At 69.0% G+C, this 24,999-nt stretch carries 20 protein-coding genes; 13 read left to right on the forward strand and 7 right to left on the reverse strand.

Features of this window, described 5'->3' with window-relative positions; all coding sequences use genetic code 11:
• Positions 1–14: 14 nt before the first annotated feature.
• A complete protein-coding gene (locus tag ACH49X_RS28320) occupies positions 15–1,385 on the reverse strand; it encodes a family 2B encapsulin nanocompartment shell protein (protein WP_357209196.1) in 1,371 nt (456 codons plus the stop codon).
• A gap of 797 nt (positions 1,386–2,182) precedes the next feature.
• Here ACH49X_RS28320 and ACH49X_RS28325 point away from each other — a divergent pair.
• Both ACH49X_RS28325 and ACH49X_RS28330 read left to right on the forward strand, forming a co-directional pair.
• The gene (locus tag ACH49X_RS28325) at positions 2,183–5,134 is read left to right on the forward strand and encodes an acyl-CoA synthetase (protein WP_195082818.1); all 2,952 of its coding nucleotides are present in this window, start codon (positions 2,183–2,185) and stop codon (positions 5,132–5,134) included.
• A 56-nt stretch (positions 5,135–5,190) separates the two neighbouring features.
• Positions 5,191–5,790, forward strand: a complete 600-nt coding sequence (locus tag ACH49X_RS28330; protein WP_357111263.1) for a class I SAM-dependent methyltransferase — start codon at positions 5,191–5,193, stop codon at positions 5,788–5,790.
• A 27-nt stretch (positions 5,791–5,817) separates the two neighbouring features.
• On the opposite strand, the gene rffA is transcribed toward ACH49X_RS28330, so the two are convergent.
• Together rffA and ACH49X_RS28340 are read right to left on the reverse strand one after the other, a co-directional pair.
• Entirely contained in the window at positions 5,818–6,957 is a 1,140-nt protein-coding gene (gene rffA, locus ACH49X_RS28335) for a dTDP-4-amino-4,6-dideoxygalactose transaminase (RefSeq protein WP_357209194.1), read from the reverse strand.
• Positions 6,947–8,047 carry a glycosyltransferase family 2 protein gene (locus tag ACH49X_RS28340; protein WP_195082821.1) on the reverse strand — a complete coding sequence of 367 codons (1,101 nt, stop codon included), beginning with the start codon at positions 8,045–8,047 and terminating at the stop codon, positions 6,947–6,949. The genes rffA and ACH49X_RS28340 overlap by 11 nt, the downstream gene beginning before the upstream one ends.
• A 269-nt stretch (positions 8,048–8,316) precedes the next feature.
• Here ACH49X_RS28340 and ACH49X_RS28345 point away from each other — a divergent pair, with 269 nt between their 5' ends.
• From ACH49X_RS28345 to ACH49X_RS28370, 6 genes are all read left to right on the forward strand, one after another.
• The gene (locus ACH49X_RS28345) at positions 8,317–10,488 is read left to right on the forward strand and encodes a hypothetical protein (protein ID WP_357209220.1); all 2,172 of its coding nucleotides are present in this window, start codon (positions 8,317–8,319) and stop codon (positions 10,486–10,488) included.
• A complete protein-coding gene (locus ACH49X_RS28350; RefSeq protein WP_397071309.1) occupies positions 10,485–10,976 on the forward strand; it encodes a GtrA family protein in 492 nt (163 codons plus the stop codon). The genes ACH49X_RS28345 and ACH49X_RS28350 overlap by 4 nt, the downstream gene beginning before the upstream one ends.
• Before the next feature lie 71 nt (positions 10,977–11,047).
• Positions 11,048–13,294, forward strand: a complete 2,247-nt coding sequence (locus ACH49X_RS28355; RefSeq protein ID WP_357209192.1) for a hypothetical protein — start codon at positions 11,048–11,050, stop codon at positions 13,292–13,294.
• Positions 13,291–13,848 (forward strand): GtrA family protein, encoded by a 558-nt coding sequence (locus ACH49X_RS28360; RefSeq protein ID WP_357209190.1) that lies wholly within the window; start codon positions 13,291–13,293, stop codon positions 13,846–13,848. The genes ACH49X_RS28355 and ACH49X_RS28360 overlap by 4 nt, the downstream gene beginning before the upstream one ends.
• Before the next feature lie 9 nt (positions 13,849–13,857).
• Complete coding sequence (locus ACH49X_RS28365) at positions 13,858–14,088, forward strand: Trm112 family protein (protein ID WP_357111251.1); 231 nt, start codon at positions 13,858–13,860, stop codon at positions 14,086–14,088.
• Positions 14,089–14,499: 411 nt separating this feature from the next.
• The gene (locus tag ACH49X_RS28370) at positions 14,500–14,814 is read left to right on the forward strand and encodes a L,D-transpeptidase (protein ID WP_324722481.1); all 315 of its coding nucleotides are present in this window, start codon (positions 14,500–14,502) and stop codon (positions 14,812–14,814) included.
• A 31-nt stretch (positions 14,815–14,845) separates the two neighbouring features.
• Here ACH49X_RS28370 and ACH49X_RS28375 read toward each other — a convergent pair whose 3' ends face one another.
• From ACH49X_RS28375 to ACH49X_RS28390, 4 genes are all read right to left on the reverse strand, one after another.
• On the reverse strand, positions 14,846–15,490 hold the full coding sequence (locus ACH49X_RS28375) for a TetR family transcriptional regulator (RefSeq protein WP_357209188.1): 645 nt from the start codon (positions 15,488–15,490) through the stop codon (positions 14,846–14,848).
• Positions 15,487–16,281 (reverse strand): ABC transporter permease, encoded by a 795-nt coding sequence (locus ACH49X_RS28380; RefSeq protein ID WP_195082827.1) that lies wholly within the window; start codon positions 16,279–16,281, stop codon positions 15,487–15,489. The genes ACH49X_RS28375 and ACH49X_RS28380 overlap by 4 nt, the downstream gene beginning before the upstream one ends.
• A complete protein-coding gene (locus tag ACH49X_RS28385; RefSeq protein ID WP_357209186.1) occupies positions 16,278–17,009 on the reverse strand; it encodes an ABC transporter ATP-binding protein in 732 nt (243 codons plus the stop codon). The genes ACH49X_RS28380 and ACH49X_RS28385 overlap by 4 nt, the downstream gene beginning before the upstream one ends.
• A gap of 85 nt (positions 17,010–17,094) precedes the next feature.
• Positions 17,095–18,615: a multicopper oxidase domain-containing protein gene (locus tag ACH49X_RS28390; protein WP_357209184.1), complete on the reverse strand. Its 1,521-nt coding sequence runs from the start codon at positions 18,613–18,615 to the stop codon at positions 17,095–17,097.
• Between the two features lie 233 nt (positions 18,616–18,848).
• Between ACH49X_RS28390 and ACH49X_RS28395 the strand changes: the two genes are divergently transcribed.
• The 5 genes from ACH49X_RS28395 (at position 18,849) to tyrS (ending at position 24,515) form a co-directional block, all read left to right on the forward strand.
• Entirely contained in the window at positions 18,849–20,027 is a 1,179-nt protein-coding gene (locus ACH49X_RS28395) for an FAD-dependent oxidoreductase (protein ID WP_357209182.1), read from the forward strand.
• Positions 20,024–20,914 (forward strand): RNA polymerase sigma-70 factor, encoded by an 891-nt coding sequence (locus tag ACH49X_RS28400; RefSeq protein ID WP_357209180.1) that lies wholly within the window; start codon positions 20,024–20,026, stop codon positions 20,912–20,914. Before ACH49X_RS28395 ends, ACH49X_RS28400 begins: the two co-directional genes overlap by 4 nt.
• A 25-nt stretch (positions 20,915–20,939) precedes the next feature.
• Positions 20,940–22,085 carry a low temperature requirement protein A gene (locus tag ACH49X_RS28405; protein ID WP_195082832.1) on the forward strand — a complete coding sequence of 382 codons (1,146 nt, stop codon included), beginning with the start codon at positions 20,940–20,942 and terminating at the stop codon, positions 22,083–22,085.
• A gap of 194 nt (positions 22,086–22,279) precedes the next feature.
• Entirely contained in the window at positions 22,280–22,921 is a 642-nt protein-coding gene (locus ACH49X_RS28410) for a DNA-3-methyladenine glycosylase (RefSeq protein ID WP_195082833.1), read from the forward strand.
• Between the two features lie 304 nt (positions 22,922–23,225).
• Positions 23,226–24,515 (forward strand): tyrosine--tRNA ligase, encoded by a 1,290-nt coding sequence (gene tyrS / locus ACH49X_RS28415; protein ID WP_357209179.1) that lies wholly within the window; start codon positions 23,226–23,228, stop codon positions 24,513–24,515.
• The last annotated feature ends 484 nt before the right edge of the window (positions 24,516–24,999 follow it).

A 24,999-nucleotide genomic window follows, 5' to 3' on the forward strand; every position in this document is an offset into this window, starting at 1 on the left:
GCCCATCACCCCGGTCAGTCGGCTTGCCGGGCGACCGAGACGTTGTCGAGCACGCCGAGGGCGTCGGGCACCAGCACGGCCGCCGAGTAATAGCAGCTGATCAGGTAGGAGATGATCGACTGGTCATCGATGCCCTTGAAACGCACGTTGAGGCTCGGCTCGTATTCGTCCGGGATCCCGGTCTGATGCAGGCCGATCACACCCTGGTCCTTCTCCCCGGTGCGCATGGCCAGGATAGAAGTGGTCTGGGTGTCGCTGATCGGGATCTTGCCGCACGGGAGAATCGGAACCCCGCGCCACGCCGGAACACGATGTCCGTCCATTTCGACCGGGTCCGGATAAAGCCCGCGCTTGGTGCATTCGCGTCCGAACGCGGCGATCGCCTTCGGATGCGCCAGGAAGAACTTCGTGCTGCGGCGCATGCTGAGCAGTTCGTCGAAGTCGTCCGGGGTGGGCGCGCCGGACTCGGAGTAGATGCGCTGTTTGAGATCGCAGTTGTGCAGCAAGCCGAAGTCGGGATTGTTGACCAGGTCGTATTCGCGGCGCTCGTAGAGCGCTTCGATGGTCAGGCGCAGCTGCTGCTCGACCTGATTCATCGGGTCGTTGAACAGGTCGGCGACCCGGGTGTGCACCCGCAGCACGCTCTGCGCCAGGCTGAGTTCGTATTGGCGCGGCGCAGCGTCGTAGTCGACGAACGTGCCTTCCAGCAGGGGCTCTCCCGCATGGCCCGAGGCGATCGTGATATCCGCTTCGCCTTTGTTGTTCTGCGGACGAGTGGGCGCGGAAGCCACGCGCGAGAGTTGCTCGCGCAACGCGGGAGTCCGGTCGATGAATTCGGTCAGCGTTCGGCGGGGAAGGGCCAACACGGTCGTTCGCGTGACCGTCTTGATGGTGACCGGCCAGATCGCCGACGGCTCGGTCAGTAACGTGTCGCCGAAGAAGTCGCCGCCGCCGAGGATGCCGAGCTTGGTCTGCTCGCCGTACTCACCGGAACCGATTTTGCTCAATTTGCCGTGCACGATGAGCAGAACCTGATCCATCGGATTGCCGAATTCCGCTACCACAATGCCGGGTTCGAGATCGCGCTGTTCGAATCGGTCCGCGAGGGCGCGCAGCACCTCTTCGTCGTCGAAGCCGCGCAGTGCCGGAAGCTCCTGCAACTCCAAGGGAATGACGCGTGCGGTGGAACCGTCGACGACGAATTCCACTTCGCCGTTGCCCACGGTGTGGGTCAGGCGGCGGTTCACCCGGTACACACCGCCGTTGACCTGTGTCCACGGCAGGGCGCGAGTGAGCCATCGCGAGCTGATGCCCTGCATCTGCGGTTCGGATTTGGTGGTGTGCGCGAGCAGGCCCGCCGTGCTGGTGCTCAAGCTCTTGCGCACGTTGTTTTCCGTTTGGACTGGCATTTCAATGGTCATGCGTTGTCCTCACCTCGAGACGGCCACCGAGACGTGGTGACGGGTTTGGGGCAGGGGAATGCAGGGTCGTCGATAGTTCAGAGTCGCCGGGTGTTCACATCAAAACAGCAGCGGGCGTGCCCGCGGGGAGCTCATCGAACGAATTTGCCTACGCGCCACGGCGTTCCAGACGAGATCGATGGTAGACGCCGAAAGCGGCTGTGCGCAGAAAAATTTCGAAGATCGTTCCGCCGCCCGCCGGATGGTCACGACACGCGGTCGATTCCGGTAACGGCGGGTTGCGCGATCCGGACGAGTCCGAATGCGTTCTGATAGCGGAGAATTAGCTATCTGGTAGCCGCGTGTCGTGTCCGGCGGTGGCGCGGACGGGGTGGATCGGTAACCGGGAGCGAACGTGGCCGACCGCGCATCCGGCCGGGCGACGTTCGTAGCCGGTGTGCTCGCCGGATGGAAGACTGCCCCGGCGGGCGCGTGCGTGCTGCCGGGACCCGGTCGCGATCTTTCGACCGCTGGGTGCCGGCCTCCCGGAGTGGCGTGACAGCCGGTCGGCGGGCACGCCGATGGCGCTGAACTACCTGCGCCTGCGGCCGGGCCGCCGCCATGGGTGCCCGGAGTCGATACGTGACCGCCGGAGAGCCGACCGCGGCAACCTGGCATGGGACGTGTCACAGCGGACACATAATGGACAGGTGGTGTGGGAAGCTCGTCTGAACACGTCGCGGTATGTGATGCGGGTCACGTTCTAGGGTAGGCCAGGAGCGATGGTGAAGTTGAATGCGAAGGTTGTGGTGGGCTCGGTACAGCGATTGATGGCGACCGCGCAGAACGGCCTGGAGGTCATCCGCTTCGGCGGGCTGACTCCCGACGTCGCGTCCTCGCCGTTCGAGGTCGTGGAACGCAGGCGCATGTACCGGCTGCGGCATTACTTCCCCGACGACACGACCCCGGGCCGCCCGGTGGCCGTGCTGGTGCCGCCGCTCATGGTGAACGCCGACATCTGGGATGTGAACGCCGAGGAGGGCGCCGTCGGCATCCTGCACCGCGGCGGCGTCGACTGCTGGGTGGTCGACTTCGGCTCGCCCGCCAGCGAGGAGGGCGGCTGGCAGCGCGACCTCGCCGACCACGTGCTGGCGGTCAACAGCGCGATCGACACCGTCAACGAGGCCACCGGCAGCGGCGTGCACCTGATGGGCTACTCCCAAGGCGGCATGTTCGCCTACCAGACCGCCGCCTACCGGGACGGCAAGGGCGTGGACAGCATCGTGACCTTCGGCAGCCCGGTCGACATCGTCGCGGGCATGCCGTTCGGGTTGCCCTACGGCATGGTCTCCGACGTCGCCGACTTCCTGGCCGATCACGTGGTCACCCGGCTGCCGATCACCGACTCCATGGTGCGTATCGGCTTCCAGCTGCTCGATCCGGTGAAGACGGCCAAGTCGAGGATCGATTTCCTCCGCCAGCTGCACGACCGCGAGGCGCTGCTGCCGAAGGAGCGCCAGCGCCGCTTCCTCAACAGCGAAGGCTGGGTCGGCTACGCGGGCCCGGCGGCGGCGGATCTGCTCAAGCAGTTCGTCGCGCACAACCGGCTGATGCTCGGCGGCTTCGTCATCCGTGATCACCCGATCTCGCTGGCCGAACTGAAGTGCCCGATCCTGGCGTTCGTCGGCGAGGTCGACGACATCGGACAGCCCGCCGCGGTGCGTGGCATCGTGCGGGCCGCGCCGAACGCGGAGGTCTACGAGGCGACGCTGGTCGCCGGCCACTTCGGCCTGGTGGCCGGAAGCATGGCCAGCAAGCACACCTGGCCGCTGGTGCGGCAGTGGGTGGAATGGATGGACGGCGACAAGCCCCTGCCGCCGGAGATCGTGCCGATGACCGAGCACGTGCCCAGCAATCGCCCCCGCTCGGCGGCCACCCGGGTGGTGCACACCGCCGCGACGCTGGCCGAGGCGGGCACCGGGGTCGGCAAGGCCTTGGAAGGCATCGCGAACAACACGGTGCGCGGATCGATCGAACTGGCGGGCGAGGCGGCGCGGGCGCTGCCGAGGCTGACCCGCCTCGGCATGATCCAGCCGCACACCCGGATCTCGCTCGGCCGGTTGCTGGCCGAGCAGGCGCGGCGCGCGCCGCAGCGGGACCTGTTCCTGTTCGACGATCGCGTGCACACCAACGCGGCGGTCAACGAGCGCATCGACAACGTGGTGCGCGGCCTCATCTCGGTGGGCGTGCGCCCTGCCATGCGGGTCGGCGTGGTGATGGAGACCAGGCCAAGCGCCCTGGCCTCGGTCGCGGCGCTGTCCCGGCTCGGCGCGGTGGCGGTGCTGCTGGCCCCCAACAGCGAACTGCGTCGCGCAATCGAGCTCACCGGCGTGGAGACCCTGATCTGCGATCCGGAGAATCTACGCCAGGCCGCCGCGACCGGCGCCAGGGTGCTGGTGCTCGGCGGCGGTACCACGCGCGAGCTGTCGCTGCCGACATCCGACCGCCTGATCGACCTGGAGCAGATCGACCCGGCGCGGGTGCGGGTGCCTGCCTGGTACCGGCCCGACCCCGGCCTGGCCCGTGAGCTGGCCTTCGTGCTCGTCACCGGCACCGGCGAGCGGCTGGAGACGAAGTACATCACCAACCACCGCTGGGCGCTGTCGGCGTTCGGCACCGCGACCACGGCCGATCTCAATCGCAGGGACACGGTGTACTGCCTGGCGCCGCTGCACCATTCGTCCGGGCTGCTGGTCAGTCTCGGCGGTGCGGTCGCGGGCGGAAGCCGGGTCGCGCTGGCCCGCTCGCTGGACCCGGAGCGCTTCGCCGGGGAGGTGCACCGCTACGGCGTCACCGTGGTCACCTACACCTGGACCATGCTGCGCGACATCCTCGACGCGGAGGTGTTCCCGGACGGCCACAGCCACCCGATCCGCTTGTTCATCGGCTCCGGCATGCCCGCCGGGCTGTGGCGGCGCACCGTGGAGCAATTCGAACCCGCCCGGGTACTCGAGTTCTACGCCTCGATCGAGGGCGATGTGGTGCTGGCCAACGTGGCCGGGGTGAAGCGCGGATGCAAGGGCAGGCCGGTTCCCGGCACCGCGAAGGTGGAACTGGTCGCCTACGATCCGCTCACCCAGCGCATCCTGGTAGACGGATCCGGCTTCGCCCGCCGGTGCGCGGACAACGAGGTGGGCCTGCTGATCGGCAGGGCGTCCGACGGCGTCGACATCTCCGCGGGCGGACTGCGCGGGGTGTTCACGGCGGGCGACTCCTGGATGCCGACGGAGAATCTGTTCCGCCGCGACGGCGACGGCGACTACTGGCTGATGGACCGCACGGACACGGTGATCCATACCCGGCGCGGACCGGTCTTCGGCCAGCCGATCGTCGACGTGCTCAACGACATCACCGCCGTGGACATGGAGGTCACCTACGGCCTCAACGTCGACTCCCACTGCATCGCGGTGGCCGCGGTGAGCGTGCGCGAAGGCTTCCGTCTCGACCCCGAGGACGTCACCGAGGCGTTGCGGGTGCTCGACCCCGACCAGCGACCCGACCTGGTCTACGTGGTGGACGACATCCCGCGCAGCCCGTCGTATCGTCCGTCCGCCCGCGCGGTGCAGGCGGCGGGCAGGCCGGAGCCGGGACCGGACACCTGGTGGTACAACCGGGCCTCGGACGCCTACGAGATCCTCACCGAGGACCAGGCGCGCACGCTGCTGGGCGGCTGACGCGATACATGTTGCCGAAGAGCCGGATTCACCGACCGATGGCATAGTGAGTGCCTGTGGGAACGAGCCTCATTTACCGCAGCGGGACCGTCTACGAGGTCCTGATGCGCGGGTTGTACGGCAAGCACTACACGGCTCGGTATCGCGCTATCGCCGAACTCGTCCCGCAGGGGGCGAGCGTGGTCGACCTGTGCTGCGGCCCCGCGACGCTCTACACCCGCTACCTGCGCCACAAGTCGGTCGACTACACCGGGCTCGATCTCAACGAGCGCTTCGTGGCGCGGGTGAACGAGGCGGGCGGGCGGGGCAAAGTGTGGAACCTGCGTTCCGGTGACGCGTTGCCCACGGCCGACTACGTCATCATGCAGGCCAGCCTCTACCACTTCCTGCCCGAGCCGCGCCCGCTGCTCGACCGGATGCTCGCGGCCGCCACCGAGCGGGTGATCGTCGCCGAACCGGTCCGCAACTTGGCGACCAGCGACAACCCGTTCCTCGCCACCATCGGCAAACGGTTCACCGACGCGGGCGACGGCGAGCAGGCGCACCGCTTCACCGAGCGGACGCTCGACGAGTTCTTCACCGCCTACCGACCGCGCGTGGCCAAGGAGACCCTCATCGCGGGCGGGCGGGAGAAGCTCTATGTGCTCACCGCGTGAGGCCGTGAACCGGCGTCGCGGGCCGGTTCACACGGTGAACGCGGTGACCGCGTCCACGACGCGGGCCACCTGCGCGTCGGTGAGATCCGGCCAGAGCGGCAGGCGCACCACGGTCGCGGAGAACTCCGCGCTGCGGACGCAGGCGCGCGGCGTGCGGCCCAGCTTGAATCCGGCCGGGCTGGAATCCAGCGGGATGTAATGGAACGGCGCGGAGATCCCTCGCGCGGCGAGGTGGGCGATCAGGTCGTCGCGGCGGCGCTCGTTCGGGGTCCGCAGGTAGTACAGGTGCGCGGTGTGCTCGCGATCCGCGGGCACGGACATCAGGCGCACGTCGTTGCGCGCGGCCCAATCCGGCAGCGCGGCGGCGTAGGCGTCCCACACCCGGTGGCGTCCGGCCTGGATGGTGTCGAACTCGTCCAGTTGCGCGTCGAGCACGGCCGCGTTCAGCTCGCTGGGCAAGTAGCTGGAGCCGATGTCCTGCCAGGAGTACTTGTCCACGGCGCCGCGCAGGAACCGGGCCCGGTCGGTGCCCTTCTCCCGGATGATCTCGGCGCGCGCCATCAGGATCTCGTCGGTGAGCAGCAGCGCGCCGCCCTCGCCGCAGTGCACGTTCTTGGTGTCGTGGAAGCTGAGCGTGCCCATCGTGCCGATGGTCCCGAGCTTGCGGCCGCGCCAGGCGCCGCCGAGCCCGTGCGCGTTGTCCTCGACGACGGCGAAACCGTGGGTGTTCGCCAGGTCGAGCAGTCCGGCCATGTCGGCGGCGACGCCACCGTAGTGGATGACCACCACGGCCTTCGTCCGCTCGGTGACCACGGCGGCCACCGATTCCGGGTCCAGATTGCCGGTGGCCGGATCGATGTCGGCGAACACGCAGGTGGCGCCGCGCAGCGCCATCGAGGTGGCGGTGGAGGTGAAGGCGAAACTGGGCACGATCACTTCGTCGTCCGGGCCCAGTTCCAGCAGCAGGCCCGCCATCTCCAGCGCGGACGTGCACGAGGTGGTGAGCAGGGCGTGCGGCGCGCCCGTGATCGCCTTCAGCTTCGCGGTGGCCGACGCGGTGAACTGCCCGTCACCGTGGCTGTGGTCGGAGGCGAGCACGGCCTCCAGATTCGCAAGTTCCCGGCGCGCCCGGTACGGACGGCTGAAGATGACGCGGTCAGTGCTCAACCCGGTCGGTCCCCCTGCTGGCGGTGGTCGCGGTCAGTTCCGAAGCTTCCGCCGGACGCGGCGTCGGCGTCTCGACGGTGAGATAGAGGGGTTTGCCCACCAAGATGTGCAGGGCCACGCCCAGATACTCGGCGATGAGCCCGAGTGAGAACAGGATGGCGCCGGAGCACAGCAGCAGCACCACGATGGTGGATGCCCAGCCTTCCGGCGCCCAGCCGTCGGTGGTCAGCGCCTCGAACACCACCACGGCGGCCATCACGCCGCCGGCCAGCGCCAAGGTGACGCCGAGCAGGCTGACCAGCCGCAGCCCGCGGGTTCCGCTGCACAGCACCATCTTCCAGAACAGCGAGAACAGCCTGCGGTAGTTGTAGCCGGATTCCTCCCTGCCCTCGGCGCGCAGCACCACCGGCGCCTGCGCGACGGCGCCGACCACCCAGGTCAGCGCGACGTCGAGGTAGACGCCGTTGGACGCGACCTCGGCCAGTTGCCTGCCGATGTCCCCGCGGATCAGCCGGTAGCTTTCGAACCGGGTGGAATCCGGGAACGCGAACAGCGTCGCGAGCACCAGCTTGGCTCCGCGCGAGGTCAGATTGCGCAGGAATCCGTGCGGCCTGGTGTTGCTCGGCTTGGAGTAGACCAGATCGGCGCGCTGCGCCAGCGCCGTGTCCAGGAACGTGCTGATGAAGCGGGGATCGTGCTGGCCGTCCTCGTCCATGGTGACGATCCAGTCACCGGCGGCGGCCGACATCCCCGCGATCGTCGCGGCATCCTGGCCGAAGTTGCGGCTGAGCCAGACGGTGCGCACGGTGGGATAGGTCTGTTGCAGTTCCTGCAGTACCACGTCGGAGCGGTCCGGGCCGTGGTCGTGCACCAGGATGATCTCGGAGACGGTGAACGTGGTGCCGCCCGCGGTCTCGGTGGCGCGGGTGAGCTCGTGCAGCTCGGCGACCAGACCGGCGATCGTGTCCTCGCCGCGGTACACCGGCACGACCACCGACACCGTGTGCGGCCGGTCCACGCCGGGCCGTGCCGGGTCACCGTTCGTCGCCGGGGCGCCGGAACGGAGTGTGCGGGCGGGGGTGATCGGCATCAGCTGGATCGACTTTCGATGACGGTGCGTGCCGGTACTCGTGGCAGAACTGCGGAGCCCGAACCGGTGTGGACTCTAGCACGGTGGGCGCGGCGGCCACCGGAGCAGCTGATCATGCCCTCATCTTGGCGGCGTCCGCGACCGATGCCAAGCCGGGAGCCGCCCTGTAGGGTTTGGAACTCGTGACGGACAGTGCAGTGCTCGACTCGCCGCCGGATGCCTATTCGCGGCGAGATGTCTACCGGTGGGGGGTCATCACCGCGCTCGGAGTGGTCGCGGGTTACCTCGCTGTCCTGCTCGCCAACGCCAGGCATTTCTTCACCGACGACACCGAGTCCCAGTACACCTCGCTGTGGGTCGGCTTGGGCCGTGCGCTGCGCGCGGGCGATTTCCCGGTCATGGTCCCCGAGCACTGGATGGCCGGCAACAACACCATGGACGACGCGGGCCTGTTCAACCCGCCGCAGCTGCTGATCGATCTGATCGCGCCCTCGGTGGACAACGTCGCGTTGTACGCCACCGTCGTGAAGCTGATCTTCTCGATCATCGCCGCGCTCGGCGTGTACCGGATCTGCCTCGTCTACGGCGGGCGGCCGGCGTGGTCGGCGGTGGCGGGTGTCGCGCTGCCGCTGTCGGGCTTCTTCCTGTTCTTCGACGAAGCCAGCTGGATGACCGCGCTCACCGGCACGGCGTGGATGGTGCACGCCTGGGCGGCATCGGTGCGCTACACGCGAGGTCTCGGCGGGCCCGTTCCGGTCTTCGTCTACCTGTATCTGACGATTTCGACGCAGTACATCTTCCCCGCGGTCGAAGCGGTGCTGATGCTGCTGGCCGTGGCCGTGGGCGAGCTGGTGTACCAGCGCAAATGGCAGCCGGTGCTGCGGCTGGCGCTCGCGGCCGGCTGCGCCGGGCTCGCGGGCCTGCTGACCTTCCTGCCCTCGATGCTGTCGGCGAAGGTGACCTGGCGCGGCACCGCGCAGATCAACAACGACCAGTTCCTCACGGTGCCGTGGTCGGAGTCGCTCAACGCCAGCCTGCCCAGCTCGCTGCCCGCCTTCACCTCGTGGTGGGGCTACGTGCAGCCGCTACCGGTCACCTATATCGCCTGGTTCCTGATCCCCGCCCTGGCGTTCGTGGACTGGCGGCGGGCCAAGGAAGCATGGCGGGAGCTGAGCGCGATCGCGATCTTCGCGATCATGATGCTGATGTGGACCGCGGGTCCCGGTTCCGTCGGACCGCTGCGCTGGCCCGCACGCGTGCTGCCGATGCTGGCCATCGGCCTGCTCGTGCTGGTGTGCGTGCTGCTGGGCCGTTACGGAACGTTCCGCGATCCGAAGAACCGCGGCATCGCGGCGGGCGTGCTGATCCTGCTGCTGTGGGTGCGTTCGTTCTCCGCCGACCCGCACGACGCGATCTGGCACGTGATCGCGGCGCTGGCGCTGGCGGCGCTGGTTGCGGCGGCGGTGTGGCTCGGGCGCACCAAGGGCACCGCGGCGGCGTGCGCCTTGACCATCGTCGCGATGTTCCCGATCGCCTATTTCCAGGTCGACGCCGCGCAACCCACGCCGATGTCGTGGAACCTGCCGGTGAAGCGTTCGGTGGCGAAGGACGCGTTCCCCGACTTCGCGGGAAACACCATCCAGCTGGGCGACCGCGGACTGCTGCAACCGCAGGACAAGAGCATCGAGGCCGCCTACGGCTCGCTCGTCTTCGGCAACTACGCCCGTGGACTGGAACTGAACTACGTCAACGGCTACACCCCCAGCGGCCACTTCTACTTCGGTGAGCTGCTGTGCATGCGCTGGGACGGCAGCGTCTGCCCGGACGCCTACCGCCGCATGTTCGCGCCGGAGCCGGCCACCGGACGGCCGCTGGTCGACCTGATGAACCTCGACCGCGTCGTGCTGCAGCGGGCGCTGTTCCCGGACGCGCCCGGCCAGCCCGCGCCCGAGGGCTGGCAGTGGGTCGACTACCCGGGCCACGAGCGCTACATCGCCGTGCTGGAACGCGTGGGCGGGCCGATCTCGACCACGAACGGCCGCGTGACGGCGACCAAGAACGTGAGCGCGACCTCGATCTCCGAGACCGACACCACCAGCAGGGTGCGCGTCTCCTCGGCCGAGGGCGGCAAGGTGGTGTTCGCGCGGCTGGGCTGGCCGGGATATCGGGTCACACTGAACGGCAAGTCGCTTCCGATCACCACGGTCGCCAAGTCCTTCATCGCCGTCGATGTTCCCGCGGGCGCCCAGAACGCCGAGCTGGTGCTGACCTGGCGTCCGCCGGGCTGGAAGATCGGCATCGCCACGGCGGTGGCGGGGGTGCTCGGCATCTGCGTCCTGCAATGGCTGTACGTCCGTTCCCGGCGCCGCGATGAGCCGCAGGACAGCGCCGACCCCGCGCCCACCGAGCCGGATCGCGAACTGGCGGACGCCGTTTCGTGAAGACGAACACCCCTCCGGTGGCCATGGGTCCCGACGCGGTGGGCGACGGTCCCGCGGCGGGACTGCTGATGCGAGTGGTCCGGCGGCAGGAGGTCGCCTTCGCGCTGGTCGGCGCGTGCAACACCCTGCTCGGCATCGGGCTGACCGTGGCGTGGCTCGCGGTGCTCGGTGACGCGTGGCCGCCCGCCGTCGCGGTCGTGCTGGCCTACGCCGTCGGCATCGTCGTCGCTTTCGTCCTGCACCGGACGCTCGTGTTCCGGGTTCGCGGCCGGGTGCTGCGCGACTTCGCCGCCTTCGTCGTGGTGAATTCCGGTGGCTTGCTGATGAATACGGTGCTGCTGTCGCTGGCGGTCTCGGTGCTTGGCCTGCCGCGGATTCCCTCGGCCGTCGTGGTGATGGGCCTGGTCGCGGTCGCGAGTTTCTTCGGCCATCGTTACATCTCGTTCCGCCGTAACCCGCAGGCGCCGACCGAGAACGCGGCCGGATGACCCGTTCCGGACGTCATCGGCGGCACTGGCTTGCCGGAGCCGCATCGCGGTGACGGTAGGGTCTGGGACTCGTGGCCGAACGTAGCACTCATCCTTCGCGCGAAGTCCGCACATGGGGCGTCATCACGGCGCTCGGGGTGATCGCGGGTTACGGTGCGGTGCTACTCGCCAACGCCCGGCATTTCTACACCGACGACACCGAATCGCAGTACGCCCCGCTGTGGGTGATGCTCGGCCGGTACCTGCGCGAGGGACGATTGCCCGCGATGATCCCCGAGCATTGGATGGCGGGCAACTACACCATCGAAGAGGCCGGGCTGCTCAATCCGCCGCAACTGCTGATCGATCTGATCGCGCCCTCGGTCGACAACCTCGCGCTGTACGCCAGCGTGGTGAAACTGATCTTCGCGATCGTCCTCGCGCTCGGTGTGTACCGGATCTGCCTGGCCTACGGGGCGAAAGCGCCGTGGGCGGCGGTGGCGGGCGCGGCGATTCCGTTCACCGGATGGCTGCTGTTCTTCGACGAGTCCAGTTGGATGACCGCGTTCACCGGCACCGCGTGGCTGGCCCATGCCTGGGCGTCCGGGGTGCGCTATGCCCGCGGGCGCAGCGGGCCGATCCCGACCTTCGTGTTCCTGTATCTGGCCATCTCGGTGCAGTACATCTTCCCCGCGGTGGAGGCCGGTCTGATGGTGGGCGCCGTCGCCATCGGCGAACTGGTGTACCAGAAGGCGTGGCGGCCGTCGGCGCGCCTGCTCATCGTCGCCGCCGCCGCGGCGCTGGCCGGACTGGCGACCTACCTGCCGAGCATGCTGTCGGCGAAGGTGACCTGGCGCGGCACCGCGCAGATCAACAACGACCAGTTCCTCACGGTGCCGTGGTCGGAGTCGCTCAACGCCAGCCTGCCCAGCACGCTGCCCGCGTTCAGTTCCTGGTGGGGTTACGTGCAGCCGATGCCGGTGGTCTACATCGCCTGGTTCCTGGTTCCGGCGCTGGCCTTCGTCGACTGGCGCAAGGCGCTCGGCGCGGCGCGTGAGCTCGTCGCGCCCGCGCTGTTCGCGGTGATGGCACTGATGTGGACGGCCGGTCCCGGCGCGGTCGGACCGTTGCGCTGGCCCGCGCGGGTGCTGCCGATGGTCGCGCTCGGCCTGCTGGTGCTGGTGTGCGTGCTGCTCGGACGTTTCGCCACCGTCGAGGACTGGCGGCGGCGCGGCATCGCCGCCACGGTGCTGATCGGTCTGCTGTGGGTGCGCACGTTCTCCGCCGCGCCGCACGAAGTGATCCCGCACATCGTCGCGGCGCTCGGCGTGGCCGCGCTCGGCGCCGCCGCGGTGTGGCTCGGGCGCCGCCGCGGTGCGGTCGCCGCGTGCGCGTTGATCGTCGTCTCCGTCTTCCCCATCGCCTACCTCCAGGTGTGGGGTGCGCAACCGACCCCGATGGGCTGGAATCTGCCGGAGAATCGGTCGGAGATGAAGGCCGCGTTCCCCGATTTCCCCGGCACCACACTGCAACTCGGCGACCGGATGCTCATCCCGCCGCAGGAGCGGAATCTGCCCGGCGCGTACGGATCGCTGGTCTTCGGCAACTACGCCAAGAATCTGGAGCTGACCTACGTCAGCGGATACACCCCCAACGGGCACTACTGGTTCGGCGAGACGTTGTGCATGCGCTGGGACACCAGCGTCTGTCCCGATGCCTACCGGCGCGCGTTCGCCACCGAGCCGACCACCGGCCGCACCATCGTCGACCTGATGAAGGTCGATCGGGTGGTGCTGCATCGCGCCTTGTATCCGGACGCGCGCGACCAGCCCGCGCCGCCCGGCTGGCGATGGGTCGACTACCCCGGGCACGAGAAGTACATCTCGGTGCTGGAGCGCACCGACGGGCTGATCTCGGTGCGGGACGGCCGGATCGCGGCCACGCAGGGGGCGACGGCCACGTCGGTCGGTGAGTCGGACACGACCAGCCGGGTGCGGGTCAGTTCGCCGGAGGGCGGGCGAATCGTCTTCGCGCGGCTGGGCTGGCCCGGTTACCGGGTGACGCTGGACGGGCGCGAACTTCCTTCCACGCTGGTGGCCAAAACATTTGTCGCCGTGGATGTCCCGGCCGGCAGCTCGGGTGAGCTCGTGGTGTCGTGGCAGCCGCCGGGCTGGCGGATCGGCGTCGCGGCGGCTCTGCTCGGCCTGCTCGTCGTCGGGCTGTCGCAGTGGGCGTACCTGCGGGGCAGGCGGCGGCCGGACGCGGCGGCCGGAGCCGGGTCGTCCCCGCCCGACGCGGGCGTGCCCGCGGAAACCGACCTGGCCGACGCCGCCCGATGAGCGCGGGTGCGGCGGACGGCGTCGGCGCACCGGAATCGGATGCGCGGCGTTTCGATGCCGCGGGCGCGACGACGGGCCCGGGACCCGGCGTGACGCCCGCCGCCGACCCCGGCCCCCTGCTGCGCCTGGTGCGTCGCCAGGAGATCGCCTTCGCCGTCGTCGGCATGGTGAACACGGGACTCGGCATGGCGCTGACGGTGCTGTGGCTGGCGGTGCTCGGCGACCGGGCGCCCGCCGCGCTCGCGCCCGCCCTGGCCTACTCGGTGAGCGTGGTCGTGGCGTTCGTCCTGCACCGGACCCTGGTGTTCCGGGTCCGGGGGCGCGCGGCGCGGGATTTCGTCGCGTTCGTCGCGGTGAACTCCGGCGGACTGGTGCTGAACATGGTGCTGCTGCAACTGGGCGTCTCGGTGCTGCATCTGCCGAGCATCCCGTCGGCGGTCGGGGTGATGGCGCTGGTGGCGGGGGCCAGCTTCTTCGGCCATCGCCACATCTCGTTCCGCCGGACATCCGCTGCCGGTGCGGACGGTTCTCGCTCCGGCCCGGCCGGAAGGTAGGTTCCTGGTATGCCTGAGCACACCACCCTGGACGCCACACTGCTGAGTCTGCTGGCCTGCCCGCAGGACAAGGGCCCGCTGCGGCTGGTTCGCGCCGCCGACGGCAGCGAGTCGCTCTACAACCCGCGCCTGCGCCGGGCATACCCGATCGAGAACGGCATCCCGGTGCTGCTCGTCGACGAAGCCAGGGACGTCACCGACGCCGAGCACGAAGCGTTCATCGCCCAGGGCGACGCCTGACCCTCTCCGCACCGACATTCCCTTCCGCTCACGACTCGCCCGCCGTGCGGCAACGGATGCGTCACGGTCGTTTTGCGTCCATTGACCGTTCTGAGCCGGGTCCGCCATGATCATTTGCACTTCGAGACGGTCAACTCGCTCCAGTCAAGGGGCGTTGCGGCCGACCTGATCAGCGCACCGGTGGCGTATGAGAGAGAGGTCGGGAACGTCATGAGCGATTCGCGTTTACGGAACTGGACGGCTCGATGCGCGATCGCCTGCGCGGTGGCTGCGGCGGGATTCGCCGCGGCGCCGGCGCAGGCCGAGCCACTGTGGCCGGGCGGCCCGGATATCCCCGGTATGCCAGCGCTTATTCCACCCCCGCCGCCCGCGCCGGTCGTGGCGCCGTGTTCGACAGCGGCCCGTGCGTGCATGCGGTTGTCGACGAATGAAGCCTGGCTGATGGACGGGGGCAAGGTGGTCTACGGCCCGACGCCGATTTCGCACGGGATGCCGGGATACGAGACGCCGCCGGGAGTCTTCCACGTCTCGTTCAAGAAGGAGTTCCACTGGAGCACCATGCACAACGCTCCCATGGAGTACGCGACCTTCTTCAACGGTGACATCGCCTTCCATGTGGGCCCGATCGAGAAGCAGTCGCACGGCTGCGTCCGGATGACCTACGAGGGGGCCAAGGCGTTCTACGAGTACTTGTGGCCGGGTGACGTCGTCGAAGTCGTGGAGTGACGGCCCCGGTGTCCGGCGGTGATCGTCGCGGTCACCCGGACGCCGGGCCCGGCCCGATTTCTCCGGTCAGATAGCGCTGCAGCGTCGGGCCCACCGCGGCGACCAGATCATCCGCGGGCATCGAGGCAAGCGGTTCCACTCCGACGATCTTGCGGCCCACCAGCACGCCGATCATCTGCGAGGCGACCAGACCGATCCGGACGCGTCCGTCGTCCTCCGGAGTGGCGATCCGCTTGCGCACGCGTTCCAGCACGACTTCCAAGAGGAACGCCCTGGCCAGCGACAGATCGTGGCTGCCGGCCAGGATGCTGCGCACCATCGCGACCACGCCGGCACCCGCGGGAGAATCCCAGACGGCGACCACCGTGCGGAGAATGGTCTCGCCCAACCGGTCCAGCGGTGCGGCCTCGATGACGCGCAGGGTCGTCTCCGGGTCGACCGGCAGTTCCACCACCGCGGCGAAAAGCTGTTGTTTGGTGCCGAAATAGTGGTGCACCAGGGCCGGATCGACCCCGGCGTCGGTGGCCACGGCGCGCACCGAGGTCTTGTCGAACCCCGCGTCGGCGAATCGGGTGCGGGCGGCCGCGAGGATGGCCTCGCGGGCGCCCGACTGCCCCGGTCGGCGGCCGGTGCGAGCGGGTCGCTCGGTGCCGCCGGAGCCGTTGGCTGCCGTCATGCGGTCCGCCGTCGTAGCGTGGCCGCGCCCAGGCACAGGGCGACGATCGCGAACCCGGCCACGATGGCCAGATCGCGCCACATCGCGCCGGTGACCTCGGGATGCGTCGAAACCTGTTGCAGCGCGTCGACCGCGTAGCTCAACGGCATCACGTTGCTGATCACCTCCAGCCAATCCGGCAGCTGGCCGCGGGGAACGAGCAAGCCGCACAAGAAGATCTGCGGGGCGACCACGACCGGCATGAACTGTACGGCCTGGAATTCGGTGCGGGCGAACGCGCTGGCCAGCAGACCGAGTGCCACTCCGCACACCGCGTCCACCACCGCGATCAGCACCACCCACGCCGGGCTGCCCGCCGACCCGAGCCCGAGCAAACCGAAGGAGACCAGGCAGGCGACGGTCGCCTGCGCGGCGGCGGCCAGCGAGAACGCGGTGCCGTATCCGGCGAGCAGATCGAGTTTCGTCAGCGGCGTCGACAGCAGCCGCTCCAGCGTGCCCGAGGTGCGTTCGCGCTGCATGGCGATCGCCGTGATCAGGAACATCACGATGAACGGCAGGATGCCGAGCATGCTGATGCCGACGCGGTCGAACAGCGAGACGGGGTCGAGCGGGTTGGTCGGAGTGTCCTTGTAGATGAAATACAGCAGCGCCATCAGCAGGGCGGGCACCACCAGGATCATGGCGACGGTGCGGTGGTCGTTGCGCAGCTGCCGCAGGATGCGGCCGGTGGTCGCGGCGTAGGGGCGCAGTGTCGGCGTCCGCCGGGGTGCGGCTCGGGATACGGCGGTCATGCGTTCTGTCCCATCGTGATGAGGGTGAGGAAGGCGGTCTCCAGGTTCTGCTCACCGGTCCGCGTGCGCAGTTCGTCGGGACTGAGCTGGGCGAGCAGCTGCCCCTCGCGCATCAGCAGCAGCCGGTCGCAGTGCTCGGCCTCGTCCATGACGTGGCTGGACACCAGCAGCGTCGTCCCGTTCGCGGCCAGTTCGTGGAACTGCTTCCACAGCTCGACGCGCAGTACGGGATCCAGGCCGACCGTCGGCTCGTCCAGCACCAGTAGGCGGGGCTGGGCGACCAGCGCGCAGGCGAGCGAGGCCCGCGTCTTCTGGCCTCCGGACAGCTCGTCGCCGCGCTGGTGGGCGTGGTCGGCCAAGCCGACCGCCGTGATCGCGTCGTCCACGTCGGCCCGGTCGCGGCCGTAGAGCGCGGCGAAGTACGCGACGTTCTCCCGGACGCTGATGTCGTTGTAGATGCTCGGCGCCTGCGTGACGTACCCGATGAGGTGGCGCAGCGCGGGCGAGCCCGCCGGGTGGCCGAGCGCGGTGACCTCACCTGATTCGACGATCTGTGTGCCGACGATGCTGCGCATCAGCGTCGTCTTGCCGCACCCGGACGGACCGAGCAGCCCGGTGATCGTGCCGCGCGGGATGGTCAACGAGACGTCGTGCAGGACTTCGCGGCCGCCGCGGTGCACCCGCAGGTCTCTGACCTCGACGGCGGGGGAGGGGATGGCTTGCGACACGGTCGCCTCAATTCATCGAGTGTTGAATTCACTATGTGATGAATTTAGCGCGGCCGCGCGGCGCCGGCAAGAGCGCCGGGCGACATCAGTGACCGTGGTGCCTCGGCGGCGTCCCTGCCGTCCGGCCCGGTTCCACGACGACGAACTGGCCCATCATTCCGAGGTCTTCGTGCCAGAGCAGGTGGCAGTGGAACATGTACGGCGCGTCCGGATCGGCCGGTCCGTCGAAGCGCATGGCCAGCCTTGCCGTGCTGCCGGGCGGCAGGAAGACGGTGTCCTTCGGGCCGTCCGAAGCCGCGGGCGCGGGGGCGTCGTCCACCGCGAGCACCCGGAATCGCACGTCGTGGACGTGGAAGTTGTGCGGCATGCCGTCGTTGTTGCGTACCACCCAGGTCTCGGCGGTGCCGCGGGTGACCGCGAAATCGATCCGGTCCATGGCCATCGGCGTGCCGTTGATCCCGGCGAGGTTCAGATCGAAATGCCGTTCCCGCACCGAGTCGCCGCCGTCCGGGGTGGTGGGAGGGGCCAGTACGGCGGGAAGTTCCGGCGCACGCCGCAAGGTCTCGGCCGCGCGCAGTTCGAGAATGTCGAAGGTGTCGTCGCCGCCGGAGAAGCGCTGGGTCCAGAAATCGAGCCCGGCGTCGAGTTTCCCGCCGCGCAGTACGGCGCGCTCGCCCGGCCGCATCCGCACCACGATCTCGGCCCGCTCGCCCGGCGACAGCCGCAGCCGGTCCACGGTGCTCGGCCGCTCCGTCAGGCCGCCGTCGGTGGCGACGAGTGAGAACGGCCGTCCGTCGGCGAAGACGAAGGTGTAGATCCGTGCGGTCGAGGCGTTGAGCAGGCGCAACCGGACCAGTTCGTCGCCGACGTCGCGGTACGGCGCGAGCGTGCCGTTGACCATCGTCCGGTCGCCGAGGAATCCGACATCGCGGAACATCGCGTGCGTCGAGCCGAACGCCGCGCCGTCGAACCGCACGTCTTGGACGATCAGCGGCAGGTCGTTGACGCCGTAGTCGGAGGGCAGGGACGCGGCGGCGGACACCTCGTCGTCGAGCAGGAACATCCCTGCCAGCCCCCGGCGTACGTGAGCTTCGGTCGCGCCGTGCGGATGGGGGTGATACCAGAGCGTCGCGGCCGGTTGATCGATGGTCCATCGGGGCGTCCACGCCGCGCCGGGCGCCACCATCTGGTGCGGGCCGCCATCCATCTCGGCGGGCAGGTGCATGCCGTGCCAGTGCACCGTGGAGGCCTCGGGCAACGCGTTGCGCACGGTGACCGCCACTTTCTCCCCGCGTCGCGCCCGCAGGGTCGGCCCGAGGTAATCGCCGTTGAAACCCCACGTCTGCGTAGCCCGGCCGGGACGGAATTCCCTCTGACCTGTCCGCATTTCGAGTTCGAACGTCCGTATGCCGTCGGCGCTCAGCCGTGACGGCGCCAGCGGAGGAATGGCGAGTTCGTTCCGGAATTCCGTTTTCCCGGCGGCGGACACCTCCGCCCGGGCGTAGACCCACGCGACGCCACCGACGACGAGAACCGGCAATGCCGCGACGCAGACCAGAACGATGAGCAACCACCGCCGCTTGCGCGGCCGGAAATCCGAAGACATGGACCGACGGTAGAAATTGCGAGCGTGCCAACACATCCGGGACCGTCCCTATTTCGTCCCCGGTCCGGCCCTGATCTGCGTGGCACGGATATTCAGGGTGCCGGCTGACGCGCCGCCCATCTCGTGTGACCCAGAACACATATTGTGGTGTCACGTTCGAGCACGGTCAGTTGTCCCATGGTCGTCACCATCCGCCATTCCTGCCCCGGTGACCCGACCTTTGGAGCACTGCCATGAACACCGAACATCGGATCGTCGTCCTGGGCGGCGGCTACACCGGCATGCTCGCCGCCGTGCGGCTGGCCCGGCGCACCCGTGCGCTCGACGTCCGGATCACGCTGGTCAACCCCTCGCCCCGCTTCACAGAGCGGCTGCGCATGCACCAGGTGGCCGCCGGCCAGGAGCTCGCCGACCACCGGATTCCCGCGCTGCTGGAGGGCACCGGTATCACCTTCGTCCAGGGCTGGGCCACGGCCATCGATCCGCGGAATCAAGAGGTGACCGTCGACGATACGACGCGCCTGCCCTATGACGAATTGATCTACGCGCTGGGCAGCACCGCCGACACGAGCATCGTGCCCGGCGCCGCCGACCACGCGTTGACCCTCGACAACCCCGCCACCGCGCACCGGTTCGCCGAGCGCCTCGCCGAGGTGGCGGCGCGTGGCGGCGACATCGCGGTCTGCGGCGGCGGCCTGACCGGCATCGAGGCGGCGGCGGAGATCGCCGAGAGCCATCCCGGCGCGCGCGTCACCCTGATCAGCACCGGCGAGCCAGGGGCCATGATGGGGCCGAAAGCCCGCGCCTATCTGCACCGGGCGCTCGACCGCCTCGGCGTCACTCGCGAGACCGGCCGGGCCGTGGTCAAGGTGCTGCCCGACGCGGTCGAACTGGCCGGCGGCGAACTCGTGCACACCGACCTGACGCTGTGGACGGCGGGCGTTCGCGTGTCGCCGCTGGCCGCCAGGGCCGGCATCGAGACCGACGCGCACGGGCTGATCGTGGTCGACCCGACCCTGAGGTCGGTGTCGCACCCGGCCGTGCACGCCGTCGGCGACGCCGCCGCGGTCCGCCAAGCCTGGGGGCAGATCCACGGCACCTGCCAGAGCGGGATGCCGACCGCCGCCTACACCGCGGATCTCATCGCGCGGCAACTGCGCGGCAAGCGCGTGCGCCCGTTCCGTTTCGGGTACTTCCACCAGCCGGTCAGCCTCGGTCGCAAGGACGCGGTCATCCAGTTCACCAAGGCAGACGACAGCCCGCGCCGCGGCTACCTGACCGGCCGCGCCGCGGTCTTCTACAAGGAAACCGTCAGCAGCAGCCCGATTCCGGTCTTCGCGCTGAGCAAGCGGATGACGGTGTCGGTCACCCTGTCGAAGGGTGGCCGCGCCACCAGGAGAATTCAGCCATGATCGACCGCGCAACCGGGCAGGACCCGTTTCTCCAGCATCGGCGTCTGCTGTTCGCCACCGCGTACCGGATGCTGGGCACCGTCACCGACGCCGAAGACGTCCTGCAGGACGCCTGGCTGAAGTGGAACGACACCGACCGGTCGACGGTGCGGCAGCCGAAGTCCTACCTCGTGCGCACGGTCACCAACCTGTCGCTCAACCGGCTCACCTCGGCCAGGGCCACCCGCGAGAACTACGTGGGGCCCTGGCTGCCCGAGCCGTTGCTCACCTCACCCGACATCGCCGAGGAGACCGACTTGGCCGACACCGTCTCCACCGCGATGCTGGTGGTGCTCGAAACGCTCAGTCCCGTCGAACGCGCGGTTTTCCTGCTGCGCGAGGTCTTCGGCTATACGCACGCCGAGATCGCCGAGACCCTGGACCGGCCGGAACCGGCGATCCGGCAGATCGCCCACCGCGCCAAACGTCACGTGCACTCGCGCAGGCCGCGTTTCGACACCGACAAGGCGCAGCGCGACCACATCACCGCCCGATTCATGGCCGCGTGCTCCGGCGGCGATCTCAACGCGCTGATGGACCTGCTCGCTCCGGACGTCACATCGTGGTCGGACGGCGGCGGCGTGGTGACCGCGGCGCGCCGCCCGCTGTACGGACCCGATCACGTGGCCCGCTGGATTCTCGGCGTGCTGGCCAAGCCGATCGTCGCCGGGTTCGTATTCGAATCCGCCTGCATCAACGGTGAACTCGGCGCGCTGGTATCCATCGGCGGCACCCCGGTGGCCGCGTTCACCTACGACATCGCCGACGGACGAATCCAGAATCTGCGGTTCCAGGTCAACCCGGACAAGCTGAAGGGCCTGTCCATGGGCACCGACGCGCTCGGATGACGCCCTGCCGTTCTAGGCTCCAGCCGTGACCAACCAGAGTGCCCTGTCCGCCGATGGCGGGCAGGTGCGGGCTTCGACGCTCGAGCTGTTCTTCGATCTCGTCTTCGTTCTCACCATCACCCAGCTGTCGCATGTCTACACGCACCATCCCGGCTGGCCCGCGCTCGCGCAGGTGGCGCTGCTGTTCGGGGTGATCTGGTGGATGTACTCCGGCTACGTGTGGCTCACCAACGAGGTCGCGCCGAACAGCTCCGCCCGCCGGACCTGGCTGCTGGTAGGCATGTTCGCCTTCTTCGTCCTCGCGTTGGCGATCCCCGACGCCTTCCACGGCACCGGTATCGCCTTCGGGTTCGGGTACGTCCTGGTCACCGCTGTGCACACCGCGCTGTTCGCCTCGGCGGGCGGCGCATCGGCGGCGATCGCGATCCGGCGGATCGGTCCGCTCAACGCCTTGGCCGCCGCGCTCGTGCTCGCGGGCGGCTTCGTGCACGACTGGGCGCAATACGCCTGCTGGGCAGCCGCGTTCGCGGTGCAGGTGATCAGTCCCTACCTGGTCGATACGGGGGACTTCGTGGTGCGAGCCAGTCATTTCTGCGAGCGGCACGGGCTGGTCGTGATCGTCGCGATCGGCGAATCCATCGTCGCGATCGGCGCCGGGCTCGCCGGCGAGCGGATCACGCCGGGATTGATCGCCACCGTCGGCCTCGGCCTCTGCCTGGCCTATGTGCTGTGGTGGGCGTACTTCGGCGTCGACGACGAGCGCGGTGAGCACGCGCTGGCCGCGGTGCCGGACCGGGAACGGTCCCGGCCTGCCGTGCTGGCCTACGGCTACGCCCTGTATCCGCTGCTGGTCGGAGTCATCGTGGCGGCGGCCGGGATCCAGATGAGCATCGCCCGCGGCGGCGAAGCGAGTCCGGTCGCCGTGGCCGCCGCGCTCTCCGGCGGCGTCACGCTGTATTTCCTCGGCCAGTTCTTCTTCCGCCTGGCCCTGCGGCTGCCGCGACCCCGAGCGCGCCTGCTCGCTGCGCTCGCCGTGGCCGCCACCACTCCGATCGGCGTCTACTGGGTCGCTTGGGCGCAATTGGCCGCGATCGTGGTCGTCGGCTACGCCGCGGTGATCGCCGACGACTTGCTCACACTGCGGTCCGGCGAGCACAGCGCGTATTTCTGAATGCGCCACGGCCGGTGGTCCGATCGGCCTGGCCGGCGATTTCCGCCGGTCGTCGCGGGTTTCGGCAGGCGCGTGAGCATCGGCGAGCGCCTCACCTGCCACTCCGCCACGTCGTCGGCTGCGATCGCTCGCGCGGACGGTACGGCCGCCGGGCAACTGGGTGAACCCGGCCGTCGTCATCCCCGTCGAGGACAATGGCGGCTGTGTGTGCCCAGTCTGTCGAGGAACTCGCCATCGAACCCCCCGCCGCCGCCCGCCGTCTGCTCGGGGCGACCTTGTGGTCCGGCCCGGTCGGTGTACGCATCGTCGAAGTCGAGGCCTATGGGGGAGATCCGGCCGGACCGTGGCCCGATCCTGCGTCGCATTCCGGTCGCGGCCGCACCAAGCGCAACGACGTGATGTTCGGCCCGGCCGGTGTGCTGTACGTCTACCTGAGCTACGGCATGCACACCTGCATCAACGTGACGAGCGGACCGGACGGCGTCGCGAGCGCCGCGCTGATCCGCTCCGGTGAGGTCGTCGCGGGACTGCAGACGGCACGTGAGCGGCGTCCCAGCGCTCGATCCGACCTCGACCTGGCCCGTGGGCCGGGCAATCTCGGCAGCGCGCTGGGAATCACCCTGAGCGACTACGGAACTCCGCTGCTCGATCCGTCGTCGCCGATCCGGCTGGAGCTGAACAGCCCCGTCGCCGACGCCGCGATCGCCACCGGCCCGAGGGTCGGCGTCAGCAGCGCGGCGGATGTGCCGTGGCGTTTCTGGCTGCCGGATTCCCGCGCGGTATCGGTGTACCGGCGCAGTCCGCGCGCTCCACTGCCCACGACGCGGTCGGCCTGACGGATCACCGAAAGGCCTTCGCCGCGGCGCCGTGGATTCGCGACCGACCACTCACCACGAAGCGCCGCGCGCCCGGACCGCGACGGCCTCCTCGCGATGCAGGTTTCGCCGGCCGACAACCAGGCCGTGCTTCGCCGGTGGTCGTTCACCGAACGACGCGAGACTCGGGCCGCGGTCCGAGTCGCGCACGATTCGGGGGGACACCTCGACCGGGTGAACCGAATTCGTTCGACGCGCACCGTCGCACGCCAGGACACCGAGGTGCACACGTGGGCCGGAACTCCGTGCGGAAAGATAGGACATCGTGAGCGGCGACATCATCGACGAACTGACCTGGCGCGGTCTGATCGCGCAGTCCACCGACCTGGATGCCTTGCGTGCGGCGGCGGCCGCCGGGCCGCTGACCCTGTATGCCGGCTTCGACCCCACCGCCGCCAGCCTGCACGCGGGCCACTTGGTGCCGTTGCTCGCGCTGAAGCGTTTCCAGCGTGCAGGACATCGCCCGATCGTGCTGGCCGGCGGCGCCACCGGACTGATCGGTGACCCGCGCGACGTCGGCGAGCGGACCATGAACTCCACCGACACCGTCGCGAACTGGGCCGAGCGGATCCGCTCCCAGCTGGAGCGCTTCGTCGACTTGAACGACTCGCCGACCGGAGCCGTCATCGTCGACAACATGGACTGGACCGGCCAGTTGACCGCCGTCGACTTCCTGCGCGACATCGGCAAGCACTTCTCGGTGAACGTGATGCTGGCGCGCGACACCATCAAACGGCGCCTGGACGGCGAAGGAATCTCCTACACCGAGTTCAGCTACATGCTCCTGCAGGCCAACGACTACCTGCAGCTGCGCCGCGACTACGGCTGCACGCTGCAGGTGGGCGGCTCCGACCAGTGGGGCAACATCATCGCGGGCGTCGAACTCAACCGCCGGGTGGACGGCGCGGCCGTGCACGCCTTGACCGTTCCCCTGGTGACCTCCGCGGACGGCAAGAAGTTCGGCAAGTCCACCGGCGGCGGCAGCCTGTGGCTCGATCCCGAGATGACCAGCCCTTACGCCTGGTACCAGTACTTCGTGAACACGGCCGACGCCGACGTGGTGCGCTACCTGCGCTGGTTCACCTTCCTGTCCCGTGAGGAACTCGACGAACTCGAGCGGGCGACCGCCGAACGTCCGCACGCCAGGGAGGCGCAGCGCAGGCTGGCCGCGGAGATGACCAGCTTGGTGCACGGCGAGGACCACACCCGCGCGGTGCAGCTGGCCAGCCAGGCCCTCTTCGGCCGGGGCGAACTGCGCGATCTCGACGAGGCGACCCTCGGCGCGGCCCTGCGCGAAGCCGCTGTCGACGGCGAAGTCGCGCAGATCGAGGCGGGCGAGCCGAACACCATCGTGGACCTGCTGGTCGCGACCGGGCTGTGCGAGAGCCGCGGCGCCGCCCGGCGTGCGGTGAACGAGGGCGGCGCCGCCGTCAACAACACGAAGGTCTCCGATATCGAATGGACCCCCGCCGAGACCGACTACCTGCACGGACGCTGGCTCGTGCTGCGGCGTGGCAAGAAGAACCTGGCGGGAGTACTGCGGGCAGGGGCATGACGATCGCGGTGGCTTGAATCACATCCGTGTGATTCAGGCCGCCGATCACACCGATCGCACGCCATCGACCTGCGGAAACGCCAAGTTGTCCAGGCGATTTGACGTAGCGTTTTCCGCCGCGTAACTTAGTCCAAGTCAGAGCGACACGGACACCAACCCGGAGCCGAAGCGAAGCGGAAACGCCGAGCGGGACCGGGAAACGAGGTAGGACGAGGAGCGCCTGTCAGCCCAGTATGACGCAGATCGACCGCGAGTCTTGACTTCGGTTGGTTGCTTGGTTAGGCTGGGAAAGTTGCCTCACAGAAGGTCCGGTCGAGTCTGGCCCGGATGTGTGTGCGTGTGTTCTTTGAGAACTCAATAGTGTGTCGATGAATGTCAGTGCCAATTATTTTTGGTTTCGGCTCTTCATACCCCCGTGTGGAGGGTCGGACATTTTTAGTCAGCTAATTTCCGGCTGGCGATTGTTTTGCTGGGTTTTCGGACT

Source organism: Nocardia sp. NPDC019323 (assembly GCF_044389845.1).
Lineage (GTDB): Bacteria > Actinomycetota > Actinomycetes > Mycobacteriales > Mycobacteriaceae > Nocardia > Nocardia implantans.